This window comes from Flavobacterium sp. EDS (assembly GCF_020991525.1).
GTDB lineage: Bacteria > Bacteroidota > Bacteroidia > Flavobacteriales > Flavobacteriaceae > Flavobacterium.
In genome coordinates, this window is record NZ_JAJMOZ010000010.1 from 129,810 (window position 1) to 149,311 (window position 19,502).

Sequence of the window (19,502 nt, forward strand, 5' to 3'; positions counted from 1 at the left end):
TAAGCAAAACAGAATACTATTTTGAAAACAGTTCCATTTATATATCAAAAGCTTGAAGATTTTATAAAAAAATATTACACCAATGAGTTGATTAGAGGTTTACTTCTTTTTACTGGATTTGGTTTATTATATTTTTTATTTACCATTTTCATTGAATATTTTCTTTGGTTAAAGCCATTAGGAAGAACTCTTTTGTTTTGTGCTTTTGTATGTGTAGAAGTGTTTCTGTTGTTTCGTTTTATTATGTTTCCACTTTTTAAATTATTTAAGATTCAAAAAGGGATAGATTATAAGGAAGCTTCAAGAATCATTGGAAATCATTTCACAGAAGTAAATGATAAATTAACTAATTTTTTACAACTATCATCTACTACTAATGAGATTGAAAAATCAGAATTAATGTTGGCTTCTATTGAACAAAAAGCAAATTCATTACAATTGATTCCGTTTAGCAATGCAATTAATTTTAGTGCTAACAAGAAATATTTACCCTTAGCTTTAATACCAATTTTATTCTTTTTAGTTTTTTATATTTCTGGAAATAGTGGTATCCTTTCTCAAAGTTTAAATAGGGTAGTGCACTTTAATGCTGCTTTTTTACCACCTGCTCCTTTTAAATTTGTAGTTCTAAATTCAAATTTACAAACTGAACAGAATAAAGATTTCATCCTTCAAGTACAATCTGAAGGGAATGTTATTCCTGAGAATGTTATGATTCATATTGAAAACGAAAGTTATTTTATGGAATCAACTAAACCTGGAGTATTTGAATTTAAAATCGAAAAGCCGAATAGTAACGTTGAGTTTTATGTAGAGGCTAATCAGGTAACTTCTCCATCTTATGAACTGAAAGTTATTACAGTTCCTTCTATTGCAAACTTCGAAATGCAATTAAATTATCCATCTTATTTAAATAAAAAAAGTGAAACTATAAGTGGCACTGGTAATGCGATTTTACCTGAAGGAACTCGTGTAACTTGGAAAATGAATACTAAATCTACTCAAAATGTGGATTGGAAAGAAGGGAGCACATTAATTCCCTTTGTAAAAGGAGATAATAGCTTTATTTTATCTAAAAATATTGCTCAAAATACAGAATATCAAATCCTTACATCTAATAATAAGATTAAAAACTACGAAAAACTCAATTATCAGCTCTCAGTAATCAAAGATCAGTATCCTACTATCAATGTAAGCGTTGCTCCTGATAGTTTAAAGCTAGGAAAGGATTATATGTTAGGGCAATTATCCGATGATTATGGTTTGTCAAAATTGCAAATAGTGTATTATGAGCGCAACAAACCTAACACTGCCAAACGTGGAACAATTGCTGTTAAGAACAATGTCTTTGATCAATTTGTTTTTTCATTTCCTAGTAATCTTCCTGTTGTGCAAGGTGTATCTTATGAATATTATTTTGAAGTTTTTGATAACGATGCTCCTCATAATTTCAAGAGTGCAAAGTCTTCCGTTTTCTCAGACCGTGTTGCAACTAATGATGAGTTACACGAGCTAGATTTAGAACAGCAAAATAGTAATATTAATGCCCTTTCTAAATCTTTAAAAAGTCAGGATAAGCAAATTTCTGAATTAGAAAAACTTCAAAAAGTAGGTAAGGAAAAGAATAATTTAGAGTTTAAAGACCAACAAAAAGTAAATGATTTTATCAAGCGTCAGAAACAGCAAGACCAAATGATGAAAGAATTTGCTGAGAAGATGAATCAGAATCTTGATAAATTCAAGACTGAAAAGAAAGATCAAACTATTGAAGATTTACAAAAGCGTTTAGATAATGCGGATAAGGATTTAGAGAAAAATCAAAAGCTATTAGATGAACTTAAAGACCTAAATGATAAAATCAAGAGTGATGAATTGTTTGATAAGATAGATAAATTTAAACAAATTTCTAAAAACCAATCTAAGAATTTAGAGCAATTAGTTGAGCTTACAAAGAGATATTATGTAACTAAAAAAGCTGAACAGTTAAAAGATAAATTGGATAAGTTAGCAGATAAACAAGATCAGCTTTCTAATAAAGAAAAAGAAAACACTTCAGAGAAGCAAGATGAAATTAATAAAGCATTTGATAAACTTCAGGAAGATTTAAAAGATTTAAAGGAGGAGAATAAGTCTTTAAAAGCTCCAATAGAAATACCAGCTGATACTAATAAAGAAAAAGATATTGATAATGATTTAAAGAAAGCTTCAGAAGAGTTAAAGAATAACAACAGTGCAGGAGCTAAGCCTAAACAGAAAAATGCTGCAAAGAAAATGAAAGAGATGGCTCAGAAAATGAAGGAAGGAATGCAGTCTTCTGAGCAAGAACAATTGGAAGAAGATGTTAAAATGTTGCGTCAGATTTTAGATAATCTTTTAGCTTTTTCACTATCTGAGGAAGCCGTTATGTTACAGTTTAAATCACTTAAGTTAGGTTCGTCTGTATTCAACAAGAATATTAAGATTCAGCAAAACTTAAAATTACAGTTCAAGCATATTGATGATAGTTTGTTTGCTTTGTCTTTGCGTAACCCAAAAATAGCTGAAGATGTTACAAAAGAAATAGGAAACGTTCAATACAATATGGATAAAGCGCTTGAAACTTTAACGGATGTTCAGATCCGTAAAGGTGTTTCTCACCAACAATATGCTGTTTCATCAGCTAATAAATTGGCTGATTTCCTAAGTGATTTATTGAGTAATATGCAAATGTCTATGGCTAGTCCTAGTTCAGGACAACCCAAACCTGGTCAAGGAGAAGGCATGCAATTGCCAGATATAATAAAAAAACAAGAGGGACTTGGTAAGAAAATGAAAGAAGGAATGGAAAAAGGGCAGGGGCAAGGACAAGGAAAAAATGGTAAAAATGGAAAGGATGATAAGTCTGGTGGTAAAGGAAACTCTGGTGAGAATGGTGATGATGGAGAAGGTAATGCTCAAGAAATAATGGAAATTTACAAAGAGCAAGTCCGTCTTAGAGAAGCATTACAAAAGGAATTAGAAAAACAAGGACTCGGGTCAAATGGGCAAAAGACATTGGAACAAATGAAACAGTTAGAAAAACAACTTTTGAATAAAGGTTTTAAGAATGAAAACTTGCAACGTATATTGAATATTCAGCAAGAATTATTAAAGTTAGATACAGCTGTTCAAGAACAAGGCCAAGAGAACAAGCGACAATCAGAAACAAATAGGAAAGAATTTAATAATCAATCTAATGCGTTGCCTGCGTCATTATCAGATTATTTAAATAGCATAGAGATTTTAAACAGACAATCATTACCTTTGCGATCGAATTTTAATCAAAAGGTTCAAGAATATTTTAATACTAAATGATCAATTTTAATTACGAAACAGACTTCGTTTTAGAGAATGAAGAAGCGTTTGAAGGATGGCTATCTGCTGTCATTCTATCAGAGAATAAAAAAGAAGGGGAGATAAGTTACATTTTTTGTGATGATGAATATCTTCATAAAATAAATGTAGAGTATCTTAATCATGATACACTTACTGATATTATCAGTTTTGATTATACTGTAGGTAACGAATTAAACGGAGATATTTTTGTTTCTGTTGAGAGGGTTCGTGATAACGCTCTAGATTTTAATGTTCCTTTTGATAATGAATTGAAGCGTGTGTTAGCTCACGGTATCTTACATTACTGCGGATATAAAGATAAGTCTGAAACTGAAGCAGTATTAATGCGTTCAAAAGAGGAAGAAAAAATTGCAATGTTCCACGTGGAACTATAATTCAATAACTTCTTTTTTACACATGTTCCACGTGGAACATGGTTTAATTTTACTGCAAAAAAAAAATAAAGTGTTTCACGTGGAACATTTTATTTATAGTTTTTTAGAGAGTTCCACGTGGAACAAATTAATAAAGTTAATTCTGGAAAGTGCCTTAAACTGTTTCTGGAGAATAATAAAATAAAATGTTTTTAGAAGAATACGACGTTATTGTAGTTGGCGCAGGACATGCTGGCTCAGAGGCCGCGGCAGCGGCCGCGAATCTTGGATCTAAAACTTTGCTTGTAACAATGAGCTTGCAAAACATAGCACAGATGTCATGCAACCCAGCAATGGGAGGAATTGCAAAAGGGCAAATTGTGCGTGAGATTGATGCGCTAGGTGGGTATTCAGGAATTGTTTCTGACCGCACAGCGATTCAATTTAAAATGTTGAACAAATCAAAAGGACCTGCAATGTGGTCGCCAAGGGTTCAGAGCGACAGAATGCGTTTTGCAGAAGAATGGAGAATGATGCTTGAAGGAACTCCTAATCTTGACTTTTACCAAGAAATGGTGAAAGGTCTGATTATTGAGAATGGAAAGATAAAAGGTGTTCGAACTTCGCTTGGAATCGAAATTCGCTCCAAGTCGGTTGTTCTGACAAACGGAACTTTCTTGAATGGTTTGATTCATATTGGTGATAAACAATTCGGAGGAGGTAGAGCAGGAGAAAGTGCTGCATACGGAATCACCGAAGATTTAGTTCAAGCAGGTTTTGAATCTGGAAGAATGAAAACAGGAACGCCTCCGCGCGTGGATGGACGTTCTTTGGATTATTCTAAAATGAATGAAGAAAAGGGAGATGCTAAACCGGATAAGTTTTCATATTCGGATGTTACTACGCCTTTGGTTCACCAAAGGTCTTGCCATATGACATACACTTCTTTGGATGTGCATGATATTTTGAGATCAGGTTTTGATCGTTCGCCAATGTTTAATGGAAGAATAAAAAGTATCGGCCCAAGATATTGCCCGTCTATTGAAGATAAAATTAATCGTTTTGCAGATAAAGAGCGTCATCAGTTATTTGTTGAGCCAGAAGGTTGGAACACTTGTGAGGTTTATGTAAATGGATTTTCTACTTCCTTGCCAGAGGATATTCAGTTTAAAGCGTTGCGCACTGTAGTAGGTTTTGAGAATGTGAAATTTTTCCGTCCTGGTTACGCAATCGAATATGATTATTTTCCACCAACGCAATTGAAACATACACTTGAAACTAAATTAGTAGAAGGTTTATATTTTGCTGGACAAATAAACGGAACGACTGGATATGAAGAGGCAGCTTCGCAAGGTTTAATGGCGGGGATAAATGCGCATTTAAAAGTTCACGAAAAAGCACCATTAATTTTAAAACGTGATGAAGCGTATATTGGTGTTTTAATTGATGACTTAATTACGAAAGGAACAGAAGAGCCTTATCGTATGTTTACGTCACGTGCTGAATATAGAACTTTGTTGCGTCAAGATAATGCCGATTTCAGATTAACGCCAATGTCATATGAAATTGGTTTGGCTTCGGAGAAGCGATTACGTAGAATGGAGCATAAATTAAAAGAATCAGAAAAAATGGTTGCCTTCTTTAAAGAAACAAGTGTTTCTGTTGCTGAAGCAAATCCTATTTTGGAATCTAAGGGAACAGCTTTGATTTCTCAGGGTGATAAAATGTTCAAGGTTTTTTCTCGCCCTCAAATTGATCTGGAAGATATTATGAAATTTGAGAAGGTAAAGGAATATGTTGAACTAAATGATTTGGATCAGGAAATTTTAGAACAAGCCGAAATTCAAGTTAAATATTCTGGTTATATCGAGAAAGAAAGAAATAACGCTGATAAGCTAACTAGATTAGAAGAAGTGAAAATCCCTGAAAATTTCGATTACAATAAAATAAAATCAATGTCGATTGAAGCAAAACAAAAATTAGCAAAAATTCGTCCTGTGACGATTTCTCAAGCTTCAAGAATTAGCGGAGTTTCTCCAAGTGATATTTCGGTGTTGCTAATTTACATGGGAAGATAAAATTTTGCTTCAAGTTTTTAGTCTCAGTTTTTAGATTAAACTCAATTTGTGAAAATTAAATTAATAAGTTGTCATCTGAATAGTGTAGATGATTAGCTAATATATTTTAAAGTGATTACTGAGACTGTAAACTTGAAAATTGTTCCACGTGAAACTATTTTGTAAAGCCTTAGTTTTACAAGAACTTTTAGTTTTTAATTTATTTGTAAATTAGAAATGATTCTGTTTCATTTGAATTTTTTTGTTAGTTCATTTTTTAAATAGACGGAGTGGAGTTTGTTTTACTAATTTGTTTTCCAGAATATTTATTTAACTGATTTTGATTATAAAAATTTGATTTGATCTGATTGTGTTTTAGTTTATGAATGTGCTGTATAATCAGAATCAATATTCGTTGGATGTTCGTTTTGGTTTTTTTTATTGAAATTATAAAATCATCATCTGAAATTAACTAGATTGAAAACTGTTTTGAGAATTATTGATTTTTATTAATACTGATTTTGTAATCTTAAATTATTTGTTCCACGTGAAACTACTTTGTGAAGTCTTGATTTTACAGAGAATAATAAGTTTTTAATTTTTTAGATTATGAAAATTATTAAAGAAGAAGTTTTATCGTCGGAGCTAAAAGAATCCTTATTGCAACTTTGGAACAATGAATATCCCACGAGTTTAAACCATGAAGCAATTCATGATTTTGATTTGTATTTGAAAAGTTTGTCAAATGAAAAACATTATTTTTTAATTGATGATGAGAATAAAATTAAAGCATGGGCGTTTACTTTTTTGAGAGAAAATGAAGTTTGGTTTGCAATAATTATCGATAGTCAAATTCAAGGAAGAGGTAAAGGCTCGTTATTGATTAAAGAATTAAAAAAGAGCAATGATAATTTGAATGGTTGGGTTATTGACCATGAGAATGAAATTAAAAATAATGCAACGCCATATAAATCGCTATTGTTGTTTTATGTAAAAAACGGTTTTACTGTTTGTTCAGAAATAAGAATGGAAAATGAAAAAATATCGGCTGTCAAAATAAACTGGAAGCGTTAAAGAAAAATAAAATAATATGAATAAAAAACCCTAAAAATGAAAGATTTCGTTTTTAGGGTTTACTATAAAAATAAACCAAAATACCAATAATTATAAAATGGACGTTTTAAATAAAAAACATTTTCTTACTGTAAAAGATCACTCAGTTTCTAAAGAAATTTTTGAATTGTATTATGATGAAACTTTGGACATGCTAATTACATCTCCACAACCCAATGAAAATGATTTGGGGAAATATTACGAAAGTGAAGATTATATTTCGCACACAGACAACAAACGTTCATTATTTGAAAAAGCATATCACATTGTAAAAAATATTGCACTGAAGAATAAATTAAATTTGATTAATTCTGAAAACCCACAAAAGGGAAGAATTTTGGATATTGGTGCTGGAACCGGAGATTTTTTATTAACGGCAAAAGAGAATGGATGGGATACAGTTGGAGTAGAACCGAGCGATAGAGCTAAATCTATTGCAATCAAAAAAGGAATTTCTTTTGTTGAAAAAATTTCGGAGTTAGAAAATAACTCTTTTGATGTAATTACGATGTGGCATGTTTTGGAACATGTTCCAAATTTAGAATTGCAAATTCAAGAATTGAAGCGATTACTAAAACCAACTGGAACGTTAATTGTAGCAGTTCCAAATTTTAAATCTTTTGATGCAAATCATTATAAAACTTTTTGGGCAGCTTATGATGTGCCAATTCATTTTTGGCATTTCTCAAAAAAAGCAATTCAGTCTCTTTTTGAAAAAGTAGATATGCGCCTGGAAAAAATTCTTCCAATGAAATTTGATTCATTTTATGTGAGCTTACTTTCGGAAAAATACAAAACCGGAAAAATGAATTATCTATCGGCGTTTTTTATCGGATTAAAGTCAAATTGGAAAGCAAAGCGAACTTTAGAATATTCATCTCACATTTATGTCTTAAAAAACAAGTAAAACGCATTTATAGTTGTTTTAAAGCGCTTTTTAGGTGGTAAACATGTATTTGTATTCCTTTTTTTAGAAAATCGCTTAAATAAAGGCTGGTGAATCCACTATTAATAGCAGTAAATTATAAATAAATAGAGTTTGATAATAAAAATTGATACTAGAAAAATTGAGCATTTTCAAACATTTTTAGCCACTTTTGATGTGTCAATTCATTTTTTTTAAAATCGATTCTTTTTTTTTAAAAACAGCTAAGCATTTAGAAAAAATTCTTGTCATGAAATTTGACGCGTTTTATGCGAGTCTATTTTCTTAAAAATGAAAAACTGCGAAAATGAATTATCTATTGGCGTTTTTTATCGGATTAGAGTCAGATTTGAAAGCAAAACGAACTTTAGAATATTCATCTCATATTTATGTCTTAAAAAACAAGTAAAACGCATTTTTAGTTGTTTTAAAGCGCTTTTTAGATGGTAAATATGTATTTGTATTCCTTTTTTTAGAAAATCGCTTAAATAAAGGCTGGTAAATCCATTATTAATAGCAGTAAATTATAAATAATCTAAGTTTAATAACAAAAATTGATTGCTAGAAAAATTGAGCATTTTTTAAACTTTATGTCGATGCTATTGATTTTTTTATATTTTTGTCATTCATACTTTAAAAAAATAGAAATTAACAAAATGAAAAAAGCATTAGTAATTATCGCACTTTCGATTTCAGTAGTTGCTTGTAATAAACCAGCAGAAGTTAAGGAAGTAAAAACAGCTTACGTTGATACTTCAGTTTTAATGAAAGAGTACACTGAAGCAAAAGATTTAGAAGCTAAATACAAAGCACAAGCAGAGGAAAAAGGTAGACAGCTTCAAGCGGAGATTACTCGTTTCAAACAAGATGCTGCTAATTTTCAAAGCCAAGCACAAGCCAATGGTCAAGCATGGGCGCAACAAAGAGGTGCTGAGTTACAAAAAAGAGAACAACAATTGGGATATGCTCAACAAGCATTAGCTCAACAATTGCAACAAGAAAGTGGTGCAGAAATGGATTCTTTAGTTACAGGAGTTAAAAAATTCATCAAGAATTACGGTAAAGAAAAAGGGTACGCTTATATTTACGGTACTGGAGATGCTGCATCGATTTTATATGCAGAAGACAAATTTGATATCACAAAAGAGATTGTTAAAGCTTTGAACGATAACTACAAAGCTGGTACAAAACTAGATACTAAAACTGACGCTAAAGCAAAAGACTCAGCAGCAGTTAAAAAATAATTCAAACAAACTATTTTTAAAGCCTATATCTTTCTGGATATAGGCTTTTTTTATTATAAAATATTTACAAGTAGGCTTTTTACTCAATATGTTCTTCTATTTTTGTAAAATGATTTTCTGATATGAATTTCGTTTCTTTTTAGTTCTAAAATACAAGCCAAATGCAAAATATTTCCGAAGCCGCAGCTTACACATTACAGTTCATTAATCAAACGCAACGTTCCGTTTTTCTTACAGGTAAAGCTGGAACTGGAAAAACTACTTTATTGCGTGAAATTATTGAAACTACCCACAAAAATACCGTTGTTGTTGCGCCCACTGGAATTGCAGCGTTAAATGCTGGAGGTGTGACAATTCACTCCATGTTTCAGTTACCATTTGCTGGATTTATTCCGGATAATTCCTCTCCACAATTTTCTGAAACAACTAAGTTTGAAACGAAAGCAACTTTGCGCAGGCATTTTAAAATGAATAATGTAAAGCGTGCTGTTATTAGAAATATGGAGCTTTTAGTTATAGATGAAGTAAGTATGCTGCGTGCCGATTTACTTGATGCAATGGACTTTATGATGCAAACCGTTCGTAAGAATAGTTATCCATTTGGCGGTGTTCAGGTTTTATTTATTGGCGATTTATTACAATTGCCTCCTGTAATTCGTGATGAAGAATGGAGAACTTTGAGAACGTATTACCGTGGAAAATTCTTTTTTCATTCGCATGTAATTCAACAAAACCCGCCATTGTATATTGAATTATCTAAAATTTTCCGCCAGACAGATGATTCGTTTATTTCGGTATTGAATAATCTGAGAAACAACCAGATTACACCCCAAGACATTCAGAGTTTGAATCAGTATGTTCAGCCTGATTTTGATTTAAAAAACAACCCAGGTTATATAACGCTTACTACGCATAATGCTAAAGCTGATACAATTAATAATCAGGCAATCAATGATTTAAAAGGAAAAATGAATAATTATTTTCCTGATATCGTAGGGGATTTTCCTGAGAAAATATACCCACTTGATCCTAATCTTCAACTCAAAGTTGGAGCTCAGGTTATGTTTGTTAAGAATGATTTGTCTTTTGATAAAAATTACTTCAATGGTAAAATGGGTGTAATTAAATCTCTTTCGAGCCAGGAAATCATGGTTCATTTTCCAGAAGAAGATAAAACCATTGAAGTTGAAAAATACGAATGGCAAAATATTCGTTACAAAGTTGACGAAATGACTCAGGAAATAGAGGAGGAGGTTCTGGGAACTTTTGTGCAATATCCGATCAAGCTTGCATGGGCAATTACGGTTCATAAGAGCCAAGGTTTGACTTTTGACAAAGCTGCGCTCGATGTATCGCAAGTTTTTCTTCCCGGACAGGCATATGTCGCATTATCGCGTTTACGTTCTTTAAACGGGCTTATTTTACTTTCTCCGCTGCGTATGAATGGTATTTCTAACGATCAAGATGTAATGGATTATGCTTTGAATAAAGCTTCGGAAGAATTATTGAAGAACTCACTGCACTTTGAAACTAAGAATTTTATTCATAAATATTTGGCTAACAGTTTTGATTGGGCTGATCTTGCTCAAGAATGGCGCAATCATCAATACAGCTATAATGATAAATCTGAAAATTCTCAAAAAGCCAAACATGCCAGTTGGGCTAAAAAGCAAACTTTGATAATTGAATCACTTGTTGATCCAGCAAAAAAATTCATCGTTCAGTTAAACAGGATTTTTAATAATGAAACGGTTGATTTAATACATGTTTCTGAACGGATAGAGGCAGCCTACAGTTATTTCATGAAACCTATGGATGAATTGGTTGATGAGCTTTTGTATAAAATGGAAGAAATTCAGCGTGCAAAAAAAATGAAAGCATTTTATGATGAATTAAATTTATTGGAAGAATTGCAGACTAAAGCTGTTTTACGCCTATTTAAAGCCCGTTTATTGATCGAAACTGTTGTTGCAGGTGAAACTATATCTAAAGAGAAATTAACTTCGCCAGAGATTAAAAATTACAGGTCAAAGAAAACAACAACTATTCAAGAAAATTTTAAAAATAAAAATAGTGACTTAATTGATGATGATGAGCCGATTAGGCGCTATTCTGCTAAGACAACAAAAGAGAAAACAGTTAAAAAATCGACTGTAGAAGAGACGTATGAATTATGGCTTGAAAAAAACTCTATTTCGGAAATTGCTACTATTCGTAAACTGACTACTCAAACAATTGAATCTCATTTTGTAAAATTGATTCAAGAGAAAAAGATTAAGGTTGAAGATGTTTTATCTCCGGATAAAATTACTGCATTAACTGAAGCTTTTCAGTTCTACAAAGAAGAATCGCTTACTGGTTTGAAAGAACAACATGGAGAAAAATTTACTTGGGATGAATTGCGAATGTTTAAAGCAAGTTTGAATTAAGTAATGATGCTAAATATTCATTTATAATTGCAAAATTGAAATGAACACGATTTTATAGTAAAATATACGTTTTTAACCGATTTTAAACATCATCTAAATAAAACTATAGGCTGTCTGAAAAGTAATTTTCGGACAACCTATTTTAAACATCATTTAAACATTGATTAAATTCAATTACATTATCATTAAATAACGTATTTGTATTGTCAACGTTGTTTTCATAGCTATGGACATTCCTAATTATTAAATTAATAGATTTTAAAGCAGACGATATTTGACAGCTAATAAGATACCAATAGTTTTCTTGCCAAATTAGGAGATAGTTTGTGCTTAGACAAGATTATTTCAACTAGATTAATTGGTGCATTATTTATTATTGTCAGTTGCTTTTCTATTTCTTTAATAGTCATAGTTTTTATTTAAGTTAATGATGCAGGAATAAATAAATTAGTTGCTTTTACCCTTCTTATATAAATAAGATTATTAAGAGTTGATATTTCAGAAAAATATGACACTTCTGATTGTTCAGGCATTTCTGGTGTGTAAGTTGTATTTGGTGTAATTGTCAATCTACAATCTGCTTTACCTGTATATTCCATATTTGTTAGCGAGTCTATAATGACTCCATTAACTGAAATCAAATACTTGTGTGAGTTTTTCTCCTTAGAAAGGTTAATTTTTAGAGTTAAGTAAGGTACATCAACTAAATTCCAAGAATAAACTGTTGTGTTTTTTATATCATTATTGTTATATACGTTAATGCTTAAGTTATAAGGATAATCAGCCGCCATCCCTACTTCACCGCTGGCTAATATAATTTCAGTTTCTAAGATATCCCCATTTTTCATTTGTGTTAGACTATTAAAACTAGAAGGATAGATTCCATTCAAAATATCTCCACTATATCCATAGCCTTTCCACATATACAATGTTTCACCTGACTGAGCATATCCATGAAATACTACGTCACTATTATACGTATTATTACCCTCAAAAAATGCACCGACAAGATTTCTACAACTGCTGGTAGGGCTTATCTCAGATCTGATATCTTCGTGAGTTTCCCATAATATCCCATTTTCATCACGCTCTATAGCTCCATTTACAGGAACTGTTGTTAATGTTCCATTTGGAATGATTAAAGGTGGATTTGTTACACTTCCTTTAAATGTAGTAATCGTATTATTCCACTTTAAGGGTAGTGATTTAATCCAGTTCCACCAATTAAAAAGTTTTAATCGGCTTATTACTTTGTTGTCTTCAGATATATTTGTATCAATTTGTGTTTCGCTATCTGTTGCTAATGTTGCTGTTAGTTTTGTGTTCAATTGGTCTTTTAAGCCTTCAATTTCAGTAATTTCATGTGTATGTGAAAGTAAAGCCTTTTCATTTAGAGTCTTTTCTAAGTCTTCAATATCAACAATCTCATGTGTGTGTGTGATTAAAGCTTTTCCATCTAAAGCACTTTCTAAATTTTGAATATTGGTAATCTCATGTGTATGTGAAAGTAAAGCTTTTTCATCTAAAGCACTTTCTAAATTTTGAATATCAGTAATCTCATGTTTATGTTTGATTAAAGCCTTTTCATTTAGAGTATTTTCTAGGTCTTGAATATCAATAATTCTATGTGTATGTATGATGTCTGCTTTGTTGTCAAACAAATCTGCATGTGCTTTTTTATTGTTTATATGTGCCTCAAGTTGGGATTTTTCTGCTTTAGTATTTAAGGTGTTTTCAAGCCCAGAAATACTTGATTGAGGTATCTGTTCGTCTTTGTGCCAAAACGAAGCCCAGGTGGTCCAAAATTGTTCTTGAGTGGGTTTTAAGCCCGTTTTGAACCAATTTAAAATTGTATTTATGTTTGTTGCCATTTTTTGTATGTTTAAAAAGTAATTTATTTGATAAGGTTTATAGACAAGAAGTGTACTTGAATTTAAGTAATAGAAATTGACAAAAAATCGTATTTAATATTTTGTCAATTTTGAATTTCTATATTAAGCTCAATAAAAACTTTCTTATCGAACATAATTTTAATTATTTTAACCAGTAAAATTTTGTTATATTTTTATTTTATACGTGTTAATAGTTACATAATGAGTGGTGTTTTTCTAGTACCATAACTTCCGTTTTAATTAGATGTTCGTGACTTACTTTAAATAACAACCTTAGTTTGTATTACTAAAAGTATATAGACAAATTGAAGCTTTCTTAATAGTTGTCCTTCTTTATTTTGTTCAGTATAAATCAATTCTTTTACAATTGAAAATGAGTATTTAATCATGCTGATTTTTACTCAATGCGCTGTTAATAGTTTCTTTTTTTTCCGAATTGATAGCCTCCTTTTTCTTTAAAGGGAGGTTAAACAAGTCTTTAAAAATCACATTACCTGATGCATTTATACTGGTAATGATGCTAGAAAATTGGGCATTCAAACGGCTAAACGACAACTTTCAACGACTTTTATCTAGATTGATAAAAAACGTAAGCACTAATTCCAACGGAAATAATAATGTCGCAAAAACAAGCGAATCAAATGATAAAACTGTTTCCGTTATACCTTCATTGTAAATTGATTACCAACCGCTTCACCATTCATAATGAAATTATTCATTAAGAAACCTATTGCAAGCGGTGCAGTTATATTAATCTCTGGACTTTCAAGTGTACTACCCTGAAAGTGTTACATCACCTTTTCATACCTAGGGTAACCGTAATCGACCATAACGTAATCGGGAGGCATTATCTCTCTTTGTTTAATTATTTAATGAAACAAAGAGAGTATAATTATTTCCTGTCTAATAAAAAGCCAGTCCAATTAAGGCAAACAAAAGCCCTGCTAAATAAGTTGGTACATCTGTTGTACCAAGAATAAGGTTTAAAAATTTGTTCATTAAATACACTTTAATGTCTAGTAAATGATTTCCCATATTGCTGTTTTTTACCAAAGGTTTTTAAAACATAATCGGGTATCGCTGTAGGCTTAATCATGAACATTAAACCTAGAAATAATATAAATGCCTCAGTCCAGTCGTACACTAGTGTATTAGTGAAATACTTATAAACCTGCATTGATATTAAGGATATTCCGATTAATAGCCAAAACCAATATTTAATTGCTGTTTTTAGATCTTTACTCATGATGTTTAATTAATTGAATATTGAAAGTTAATAGCTCCTGTAGTATTTAAAGAGCCTGTTGCAGGTGATACGAAATATATTAATACTTTATCAGTTCCCGAAGTTTGTACAGTTACAGGCATTAATGAATTAGGAGTACTAAAAGATTTAAGCGCTCCTGATCCTATAAATGCCGAGGTTAATGTTATTCGGTTTATAGGTAGCGAAATTTCTAATGAGGTATTAGTATTTGTAGTAGTAGGTGTAAGCAACATTCCTACACTAACATTTACTATATTTCCTATCTTTGTATAAGTCGAAACATTCATAGTTTGAGAACTTATATTAGTTAGGGCAGAAGTTACAGGCGTGTAAGTCCCAGATGCTGGTACATAACCACTAACTTGTCCCAACGTGACTAATTCAGTAGGCAGTGTTGCTGGTTTAGCTTTTATAGACCCTGTAAATGTAGCATCGCCGTTTCTTAAAATATCTACTAAAACAGTATTGAATCTATTGAATCTAAAAGCCGTATTTGTAAGGTTTGTAAAATCAGTGTTATCACTTCTTCTCACTCCAAAATTTATATCAGCGGTGTTGTTAGTGTTTGGAGTTCCGCTAATCAAAAATAACCCCCCGTTTGTGTCTGTTTTAGCGGACATTGTAGGCGCTGAAGTTGACGAAGCCGCATTTGAAAATGAAAACCCACCGCTTTGCTGATTGGCTAAATCAAAAGAATTTCCACTAAGCCCCGTGAAAACGTTTAATTTACCAGTAGCTAGCGTGCTACCTATAGATACCTCCCCAGAATCCTTAATGTGTATATCTGGAGTTGTCCCAGACGACTGAGCAGATATAAGTAACGGTTTCCCTACTGCTCCAGAAGCGCCGTAAGACTTCCACCTATTATAATTAGCATTGCTACCATCGAAAAAAGTACCTCCGTTAGTGTCATTTATGTCTAACCTAGCATTGGGTGCATCTGTGCCTATCCCTACTTTTAAACCGTCGTCGTATATTTGAGATACAGATATTGTTTTATCTGTTTCTGAATTTGTTTTTACAATTCTGTTCTTTATTAACCCAGTGCTTACTGAAACATATAACGCACTAGAAGACATTTTACCACTTGGCTCTATTACTGCTACTTGCCTACTGCTTCCTACTAGATTAGGAAAATTAAAACCATAATCATGGAGTCTAACTACTGGAATATTGTTGTATGAAAAAGCAGTGTGCCCTATTTCCCTAGTAATTTTAAAACCGTCTTCAAGCTGGAAGCCAATTCCATAACCAGCAGTAACCAGTAGAGGCTTTGCACTTATGGCTACTCTGTTTGATTCTTCAAACATAGAACTACTCATTACAGTGCTTGCACCGTTAAAAACAGGGAAGTATTTAGTAGTACCAGTTCCAGTTATAGGATTTGATATTTTTAACTGAAAATTAGAATCTACATAGTTTCTAGTAGTTGGATTGTGAGAAAGCGTAGGCTCTGCCACTGACACAGTGCCTAAATGAAAACTATTATTGCCCGTAAACGTGTTCCCACCAGCTAAATTAGCTTTTAAGTTTAAAGCCGTTTGCGTTGCTGTAGATATCGGCTTGCTTAAATCAGCAGTATTATCTACATTTCCTAATCCTACATCATTTTTATTTAGTGTAACAATACCTTGTTGCCCATTCACACTTACAACAGCATCAGTTGCTTTAGATACTTCCCATTTAGTTCCATTATGTATAACGAAATCACTTGCAACTAGAGTAATGTTACCTGAACCTAAGTTGATAGTCCCACCTACATTTACCTTATATACCCATCCAGCTACTCCGGTACCATCTGATAAGTTAGGAGTATTAGTTGCTGGATTCCACATACCTTTGTAAATCATAAGTGATGCAGGTAGATAGGCAAAAGGAATTTTCCCGCCAGCATCTAAAGGAGCAACTCCATTGTTTGCTCCGACCATCGAAAGATTGATTTTTGCATCAAGGGCAGCTTGTAAGCTAATAACAGTGGATATCGCTTGTGTACCAGTATGAGTTGATCTATCGCGTAATTGAGCATCTGTACTATTGGCTGTAGCTCCATTTTGAACCCCAGCAAGTTTGTTTTTTTCTACAGTTGTATAATCTTCGGTTGAAAGTCCTTTGCCTGCTACCTTATCGACTTTAATGGCTAGTGCCACATCCAATCCATTTATTTTAGATTTATCAACTGGAGATTGTAAACCAGCATTTACAGTAGTTGCCAGTGGCACGCTTGCATCATTACCAGAACTTGAGAATACTGTACCTCCAGTTGGAGTAGCCAAATAGTCGAGATTAGTAATTGACTTGATTTTTGATATAGGAAGATATTTAACAATTTTATCAGTTCCACGTACTAAAACACTGTCTGACTTTGAAGTACTCGCTGGTACTGTTTCTAATTCTAATGGTTTGCTAAACCAGGTTGTTGATTGTGCCGATACATTAATTGTAATGATCAGGACTAAAAATAAGAGTAATTTTTTCATAAATTATTTATTGTCTTTAAAAATTATTTCAGGTTTTGATGTTGTTGTAATTTTTTCAATCGTAAATGGACCTTCATTTAACTGATAACTGCTTTTAAGTTGGAATTACAGGAATCAGTGATTGTAACACTGCGGCTGAGAACTTGTTTTTTTTAGTTTCATATAATTAGTTAATTAGTGTTAATAGTAGGAAGATTTCAACTGATCGTCACCGCCATTCCAATTGCCATTGATAAAACGACCTTCAACAATTCCCATGCAATAGTCGCCCTGCTCTTTTTTGTCTTCATTATGGTTTGGTGCGACTTTAAAAACCAGTAATCCTGCAACTGGAATTATCCTAGCTTTTAAAATTATATTTGCGTGAGCATTGGTATCAGTTTTATGTGCGTTAAATTGGTCATTTTCCGTTTTAGCATTTAAGACGTTTGTAAGATTGTTTATACTGCTTTGCGGTATTTGTTCGTCTTTGTGCCAAAACGAAGCCCAGGTGGCCCAAAATTGTGCTTGAGTGGGTTTTAAGCCCGTTTTGAACCAATTTAAAATTGTATTTATGTTTGTTGCCATATTTTGTGTCTTTTATTAAGTAATTTATTTGATAAGGGGGTATAAATGAAAAATGTAGTCAACTCTAGTAAAGGAAATTTCAAATAGGATTCTCTATCAATCTTGAATTTTTTTCTATTTAGTTTAATGAGTTTTTTATTTAACAAGTATATTTATGTTAATAAATAGAAGTTTATTGGTTTTCAATGTTTTTATTTTTGAAATTAGGGTTAATTTTTTTAGTTTAGAGCTTTAAAAACATCGTTGATACATTCGTATTTGATGATTTAGCTCCTGAATTTAGTTCATTGCTATTTGTCGCATCAGAAAAGATTAGAGAGACACGATATTCAAGAGATAGTGATGCGTCAGAGAATTTCAAATTGTTCTTTGTACTATCGAGTGATCTTAAACCATATGATCGATATGCATCAGATGAAACATTTCCTAAATTATCATAACTTTTTTCTGAAAAATTTAAGGTCGAATACCAGGTACCGCCACTTAAGCTTAGCCCTGTACTTAAAGGTATTTCATAACTATTTCTACTTATATATGTATTTATATCTGTTCGTAAAATAGAATATAATCTTACATATTGATTTCCTGAAAATGTACAGTTATTCCCTTTTAAATACACTTCAAAAAGTATTTCCTTTGGCGGTATTTTTCCAGTATCATGGCTTCCGTTTTTAATCAGATATTCATCTGTTGTTTTAAATAAATACGTGCCTCTTTCTGTGCTCCCCAGTGCATTTGAAGAAATTGGAGCTTCCTTAGTAAGTGTGAAATTCACATTTTTAGAACTATTCATAAATGCAGATTGTGAGGTTGTAGATCTCCAAGTTGCTATTAAAAAATTATTATAATCTCTATTATCCAGTAATCTGTATCTTGAAGATCCTGCTACATGATATAAATTTCCCGCAGAGTCTCTTTCTATCGCTCCGTTTTGAGGGGTTGTTGTTAACACTCCATTTGGGATAATTAAGGCTGGAGTTGTCGTATTTCCAGTAGCAAGAGCCAATTTATTACTTAGTGTTAATGGTTGTTTTTTTATCCATTCCCACCAATTAAAAAGTTTTAATCGGCTTATTACTTTTTTATCTTCAGATGCATTTGTATCAATTTGTGTTTCGGCATCTGTTGCTAAAGTTGCTGTTAGTTTAGTGTTCAATTGGTCTTTTAAACCTTCAATGTCAGTTGTCTGATGTGTATGCGTGATTAAAGCCTTTTCATCTAGTGTACTTTCTAAACCTCGAATATCAACAATTTCATGTTTATGTGAGAGCAAGGCTTTTCCATTCAGAGTAGTTTCTAATTCCTTAATATCCAAAATATCATGTGTATGCGTGATTAAAGCTTTTTCATTTAAAGCACTTCTTAAACCTTGAATATCCCCAATCTCATGTTTATGTTTGATTAAAGCCTTTTCATCTAGAGTCTTTTCTAAGTCTTTAATATCAACAATTTCATGTGTATGTATGCTATTTGCTTTTTTATCAAACAAATTGGCATGTGCTTTTTTATTACTCAAATGATCGTCAAATTGCGTTTTATCTGTTTTGTCATTTAAGGCGATCTCAAGACCAGAAATGTTATTCTGTGGAATTTGTTCGTCTTTATGCCAAAACGAAGCCCAGGTAGCCCAAAATTGCGCTTGAGTGGGTTTGAAACCTGTTTTGAACCAGTTTAAAATTGTATTTATATTTGTTGCCATTTTTATATCTTTTATTAAATGAATTATTTGATAAGGGGAATGACTGAAAAGAGCTCAATTTTAGGGATGGAAGCTTCAAAAGGATCGCCAATAATGTCGCTTTT

The 19,502-nt window shown here is 32.0% G+C and carries 12 protein-coding genes; 7 read left to right on the plus strand and 5 right to left on the minus strand.

Translation table 11 applies throughout. The features are described from left to right. The first annotated feature begins 21 nt into the window (after window positions 1–21). From LPB87_RS14980 to LPB87_RS15010, 7 genes are all read left to right on the plus strand, one after another. A complete protein-coding gene (locus LPB87_RS14980; protein WP_230728417.1) occupies window positions 22–3,333 on the plus strand; it encodes a hypothetical protein in 3,312 nt (1,103 codons plus the stop codon). After that, window positions 3,330–3,749: an rRNA maturation RNase YbeY gene (ybeY, locus tag LPB87_RS14985; RefSeq protein WP_129540341.1), complete on the plus strand. Its 420-nt coding sequence runs from the start codon at window positions 3,330–3,332 to the stop codon at window positions 3,747–3,749. Before LPB87_RS14980 ends, ybeY begins: the two co-directional genes overlap by 4 nt. A gap of 185 nt (window positions 3,750–3,934) precedes the next feature. Next, window positions 3,935–5,806, plus strand: coding sequence for a tRNA uridine-5-carboxymethylaminomethyl(34) synthesis enzyme MnmG (mnmG, locus tag LPB87_RS14990; RefSeq protein ID WP_230728418.1), 1,872 nt, complete (start codon window positions 3,935–3,937; stop codon window positions 5,804–5,806). Window positions 5,807–6,394: 588 nt separating this feature from the next. After that, on the plus strand, window positions 6,395–6,859 hold the full coding sequence (locus tag LPB87_RS14995; protein WP_230728419.1) for a GNAT family N-acetyltransferase: 465 nt from the start codon (window positions 6,395–6,397) through the stop codon (window positions 6,857–6,859). A gap of 97 nt (window positions 6,860–6,956) precedes the next feature. After that, entirely contained in the window at window positions 6,957–7,805 is an 849-nt protein-coding gene (locus LPB87_RS15000) for a class I SAM-dependent methyltransferase (protein WP_129540338.1), read from the plus strand. A 674-nt stretch (window positions 7,806–8,479) separates the two neighbouring features. Further along, window positions 8,480–9,067, plus strand: coding sequence for an OmpH family outer membrane protein (locus tag LPB87_RS15005; RefSeq protein ID WP_129540337.1), 588 nt, complete (start codon window positions 8,480–8,482; stop codon window positions 9,065–9,067). A 161-nt stretch (window positions 9,068–9,228) separates the two neighbouring features. Beyond that, window positions 9,229–11,496 (plus strand): helix-turn-helix domain-containing protein, encoded by a 2,268-nt coding sequence (locus tag LPB87_RS15010; RefSeq protein WP_230728420.1) that lies wholly within the window; start codon window positions 9,229–9,231, stop codon window positions 11,494–11,496. A 419-nt stretch (window positions 11,497–11,915) separates the two neighbouring features. On the opposite strand, the gene LPB87_RS15015 is transcribed toward LPB87_RS15010, so the two are convergent. From LPB87_RS15015 to LPB87_RS15035, 5 genes are all read right to left on the minus strand, one after another. Beyond that, the gene (locus tag LPB87_RS15015; protein WP_230728421.1) at window positions 11,916–13,367 is read right to left on the minus strand and encodes a hypothetical protein; all 1,452 of its coding nucleotides are present in this window, start codon (window positions 13,365–13,367) and stop codon (window positions 11,916–11,918) included. A gap of 1,030 nt (window positions 13,368–14,397) precedes the next feature. Beyond that, entirely contained in the window at window positions 14,398–14,634 is a 237-nt protein-coding gene (locus tag LPB87_RS15020; RefSeq protein WP_230728422.1) for a hypothetical protein, read from the minus strand. A 5-nt stretch (window positions 14,635–14,639) separates the two neighbouring features. After that, the gene (locus tag LPB87_RS15025) at window positions 14,640–17,132 is read right to left on the minus strand and encodes a hypothetical protein (protein ID WP_230728423.1); all 2,493 of its coding nucleotides are present in this window, start codon (window positions 17,130–17,132) and stop codon (window positions 14,640–14,642) included. Window positions 17,133–17,312: 180 nt separating this feature from the next. Then, window positions 17,313–17,699, minus strand: coding sequence for a hypothetical protein (locus LPB87_RS15030; protein ID WP_129540333.1), 387 nt, complete (start codon window positions 17,697–17,699; stop codon window positions 17,313–17,315). Window positions 17,700–17,922: 223 nt separating this feature from the next. Further along, window positions 17,923–19,398 (minus strand): hypothetical protein, encoded by a 1,476-nt coding sequence (locus LPB87_RS15035; protein ID WP_230728424.1) that lies wholly within the window; start codon window positions 19,396–19,398, stop codon window positions 17,923–17,925. Window positions 19,399–19,502: the final 104 nt, after the last annotated feature.

What these genes read in the sequence shown, in the direction of transcription:
- LPB87_RS15005 (WP_129540337.1), top strand. Translation starts at nt 8,480, where the DNA reads ATGAAAAAAGCATTAGTAATTATCGCACTTTCGATTTCAGTAGTTGCT.
- LPB87_RS14995 (WP_230728419.1), top strand. Translation starts at nt 6,395, where the DNA reads ATGAAAATTATTAAAGAAGAAGTTTTATCGTCGGAGCTAAAAGAATCC.
- LPB87_RS15000 (WP_129540338.1), top strand. Translation starts at nt 6,957, where the DNA reads ATGGACGTTTTAAATAAAAAACATTTTCTTACTGTAAAAGATCACTCA.
- ybeY (WP_129540341.1), top strand. Translation starts at nt 3,330, where the DNA reads ATGATCAATTTTAATTACGAAACAGACTTCGTTTTAGAGAATGAAGAA.
- LPB87_RS15035 (WP_230728424.1), bottom strand. Translation starts at nt 19,398, where the DNA reads ATGGCAACAAATATAAATACAATTTTAAACTGGTTCAAAACAGGTTTC.
- LPB87_RS15025 (WP_230728423.1), bottom strand. Translation starts at nt 17,132, where the DNA reads ATGAAAAAATTACTCTTATTTTTAGTCCTGATCATTACAATTAATGTA.
- LPB87_RS15020 (WP_230728422.1), bottom strand. Translation starts at nt 14,634, where the DNA reads ATGAGTAAAGATCTAAAAACAGCAATTAAATATTGGTTTTGGCTATTA.
- LPB87_RS15015 (WP_230728421.1), bottom strand. Translation starts at nt 13,367, where the DNA reads ATGGCAACAAACATAAATACAATTTTAAATTGGTTCAAAACGGGCTTA.
- LPB87_RS15010 (WP_230728420.1), top strand. Translation starts at nt 9,229, where the DNA reads ATGCAAAATATTTCCGAAGCCGCAGCTTACACATTACAGTTCATTAAT.
- LPB87_RS15030 (WP_129540333.1), bottom strand. Translation starts at nt 17,699, where the DNA reads ATGGCAACAAACATAAATACAATTTTAAATTGGTTCAAAACGGGCTTA.
- mnmG (WP_230728418.1), top strand. Translation starts at nt 3,935, where the DNA reads ATGTTTTTAGAAGAATACGACGTTATTGTAGTTGGCGCAGGACATGCT.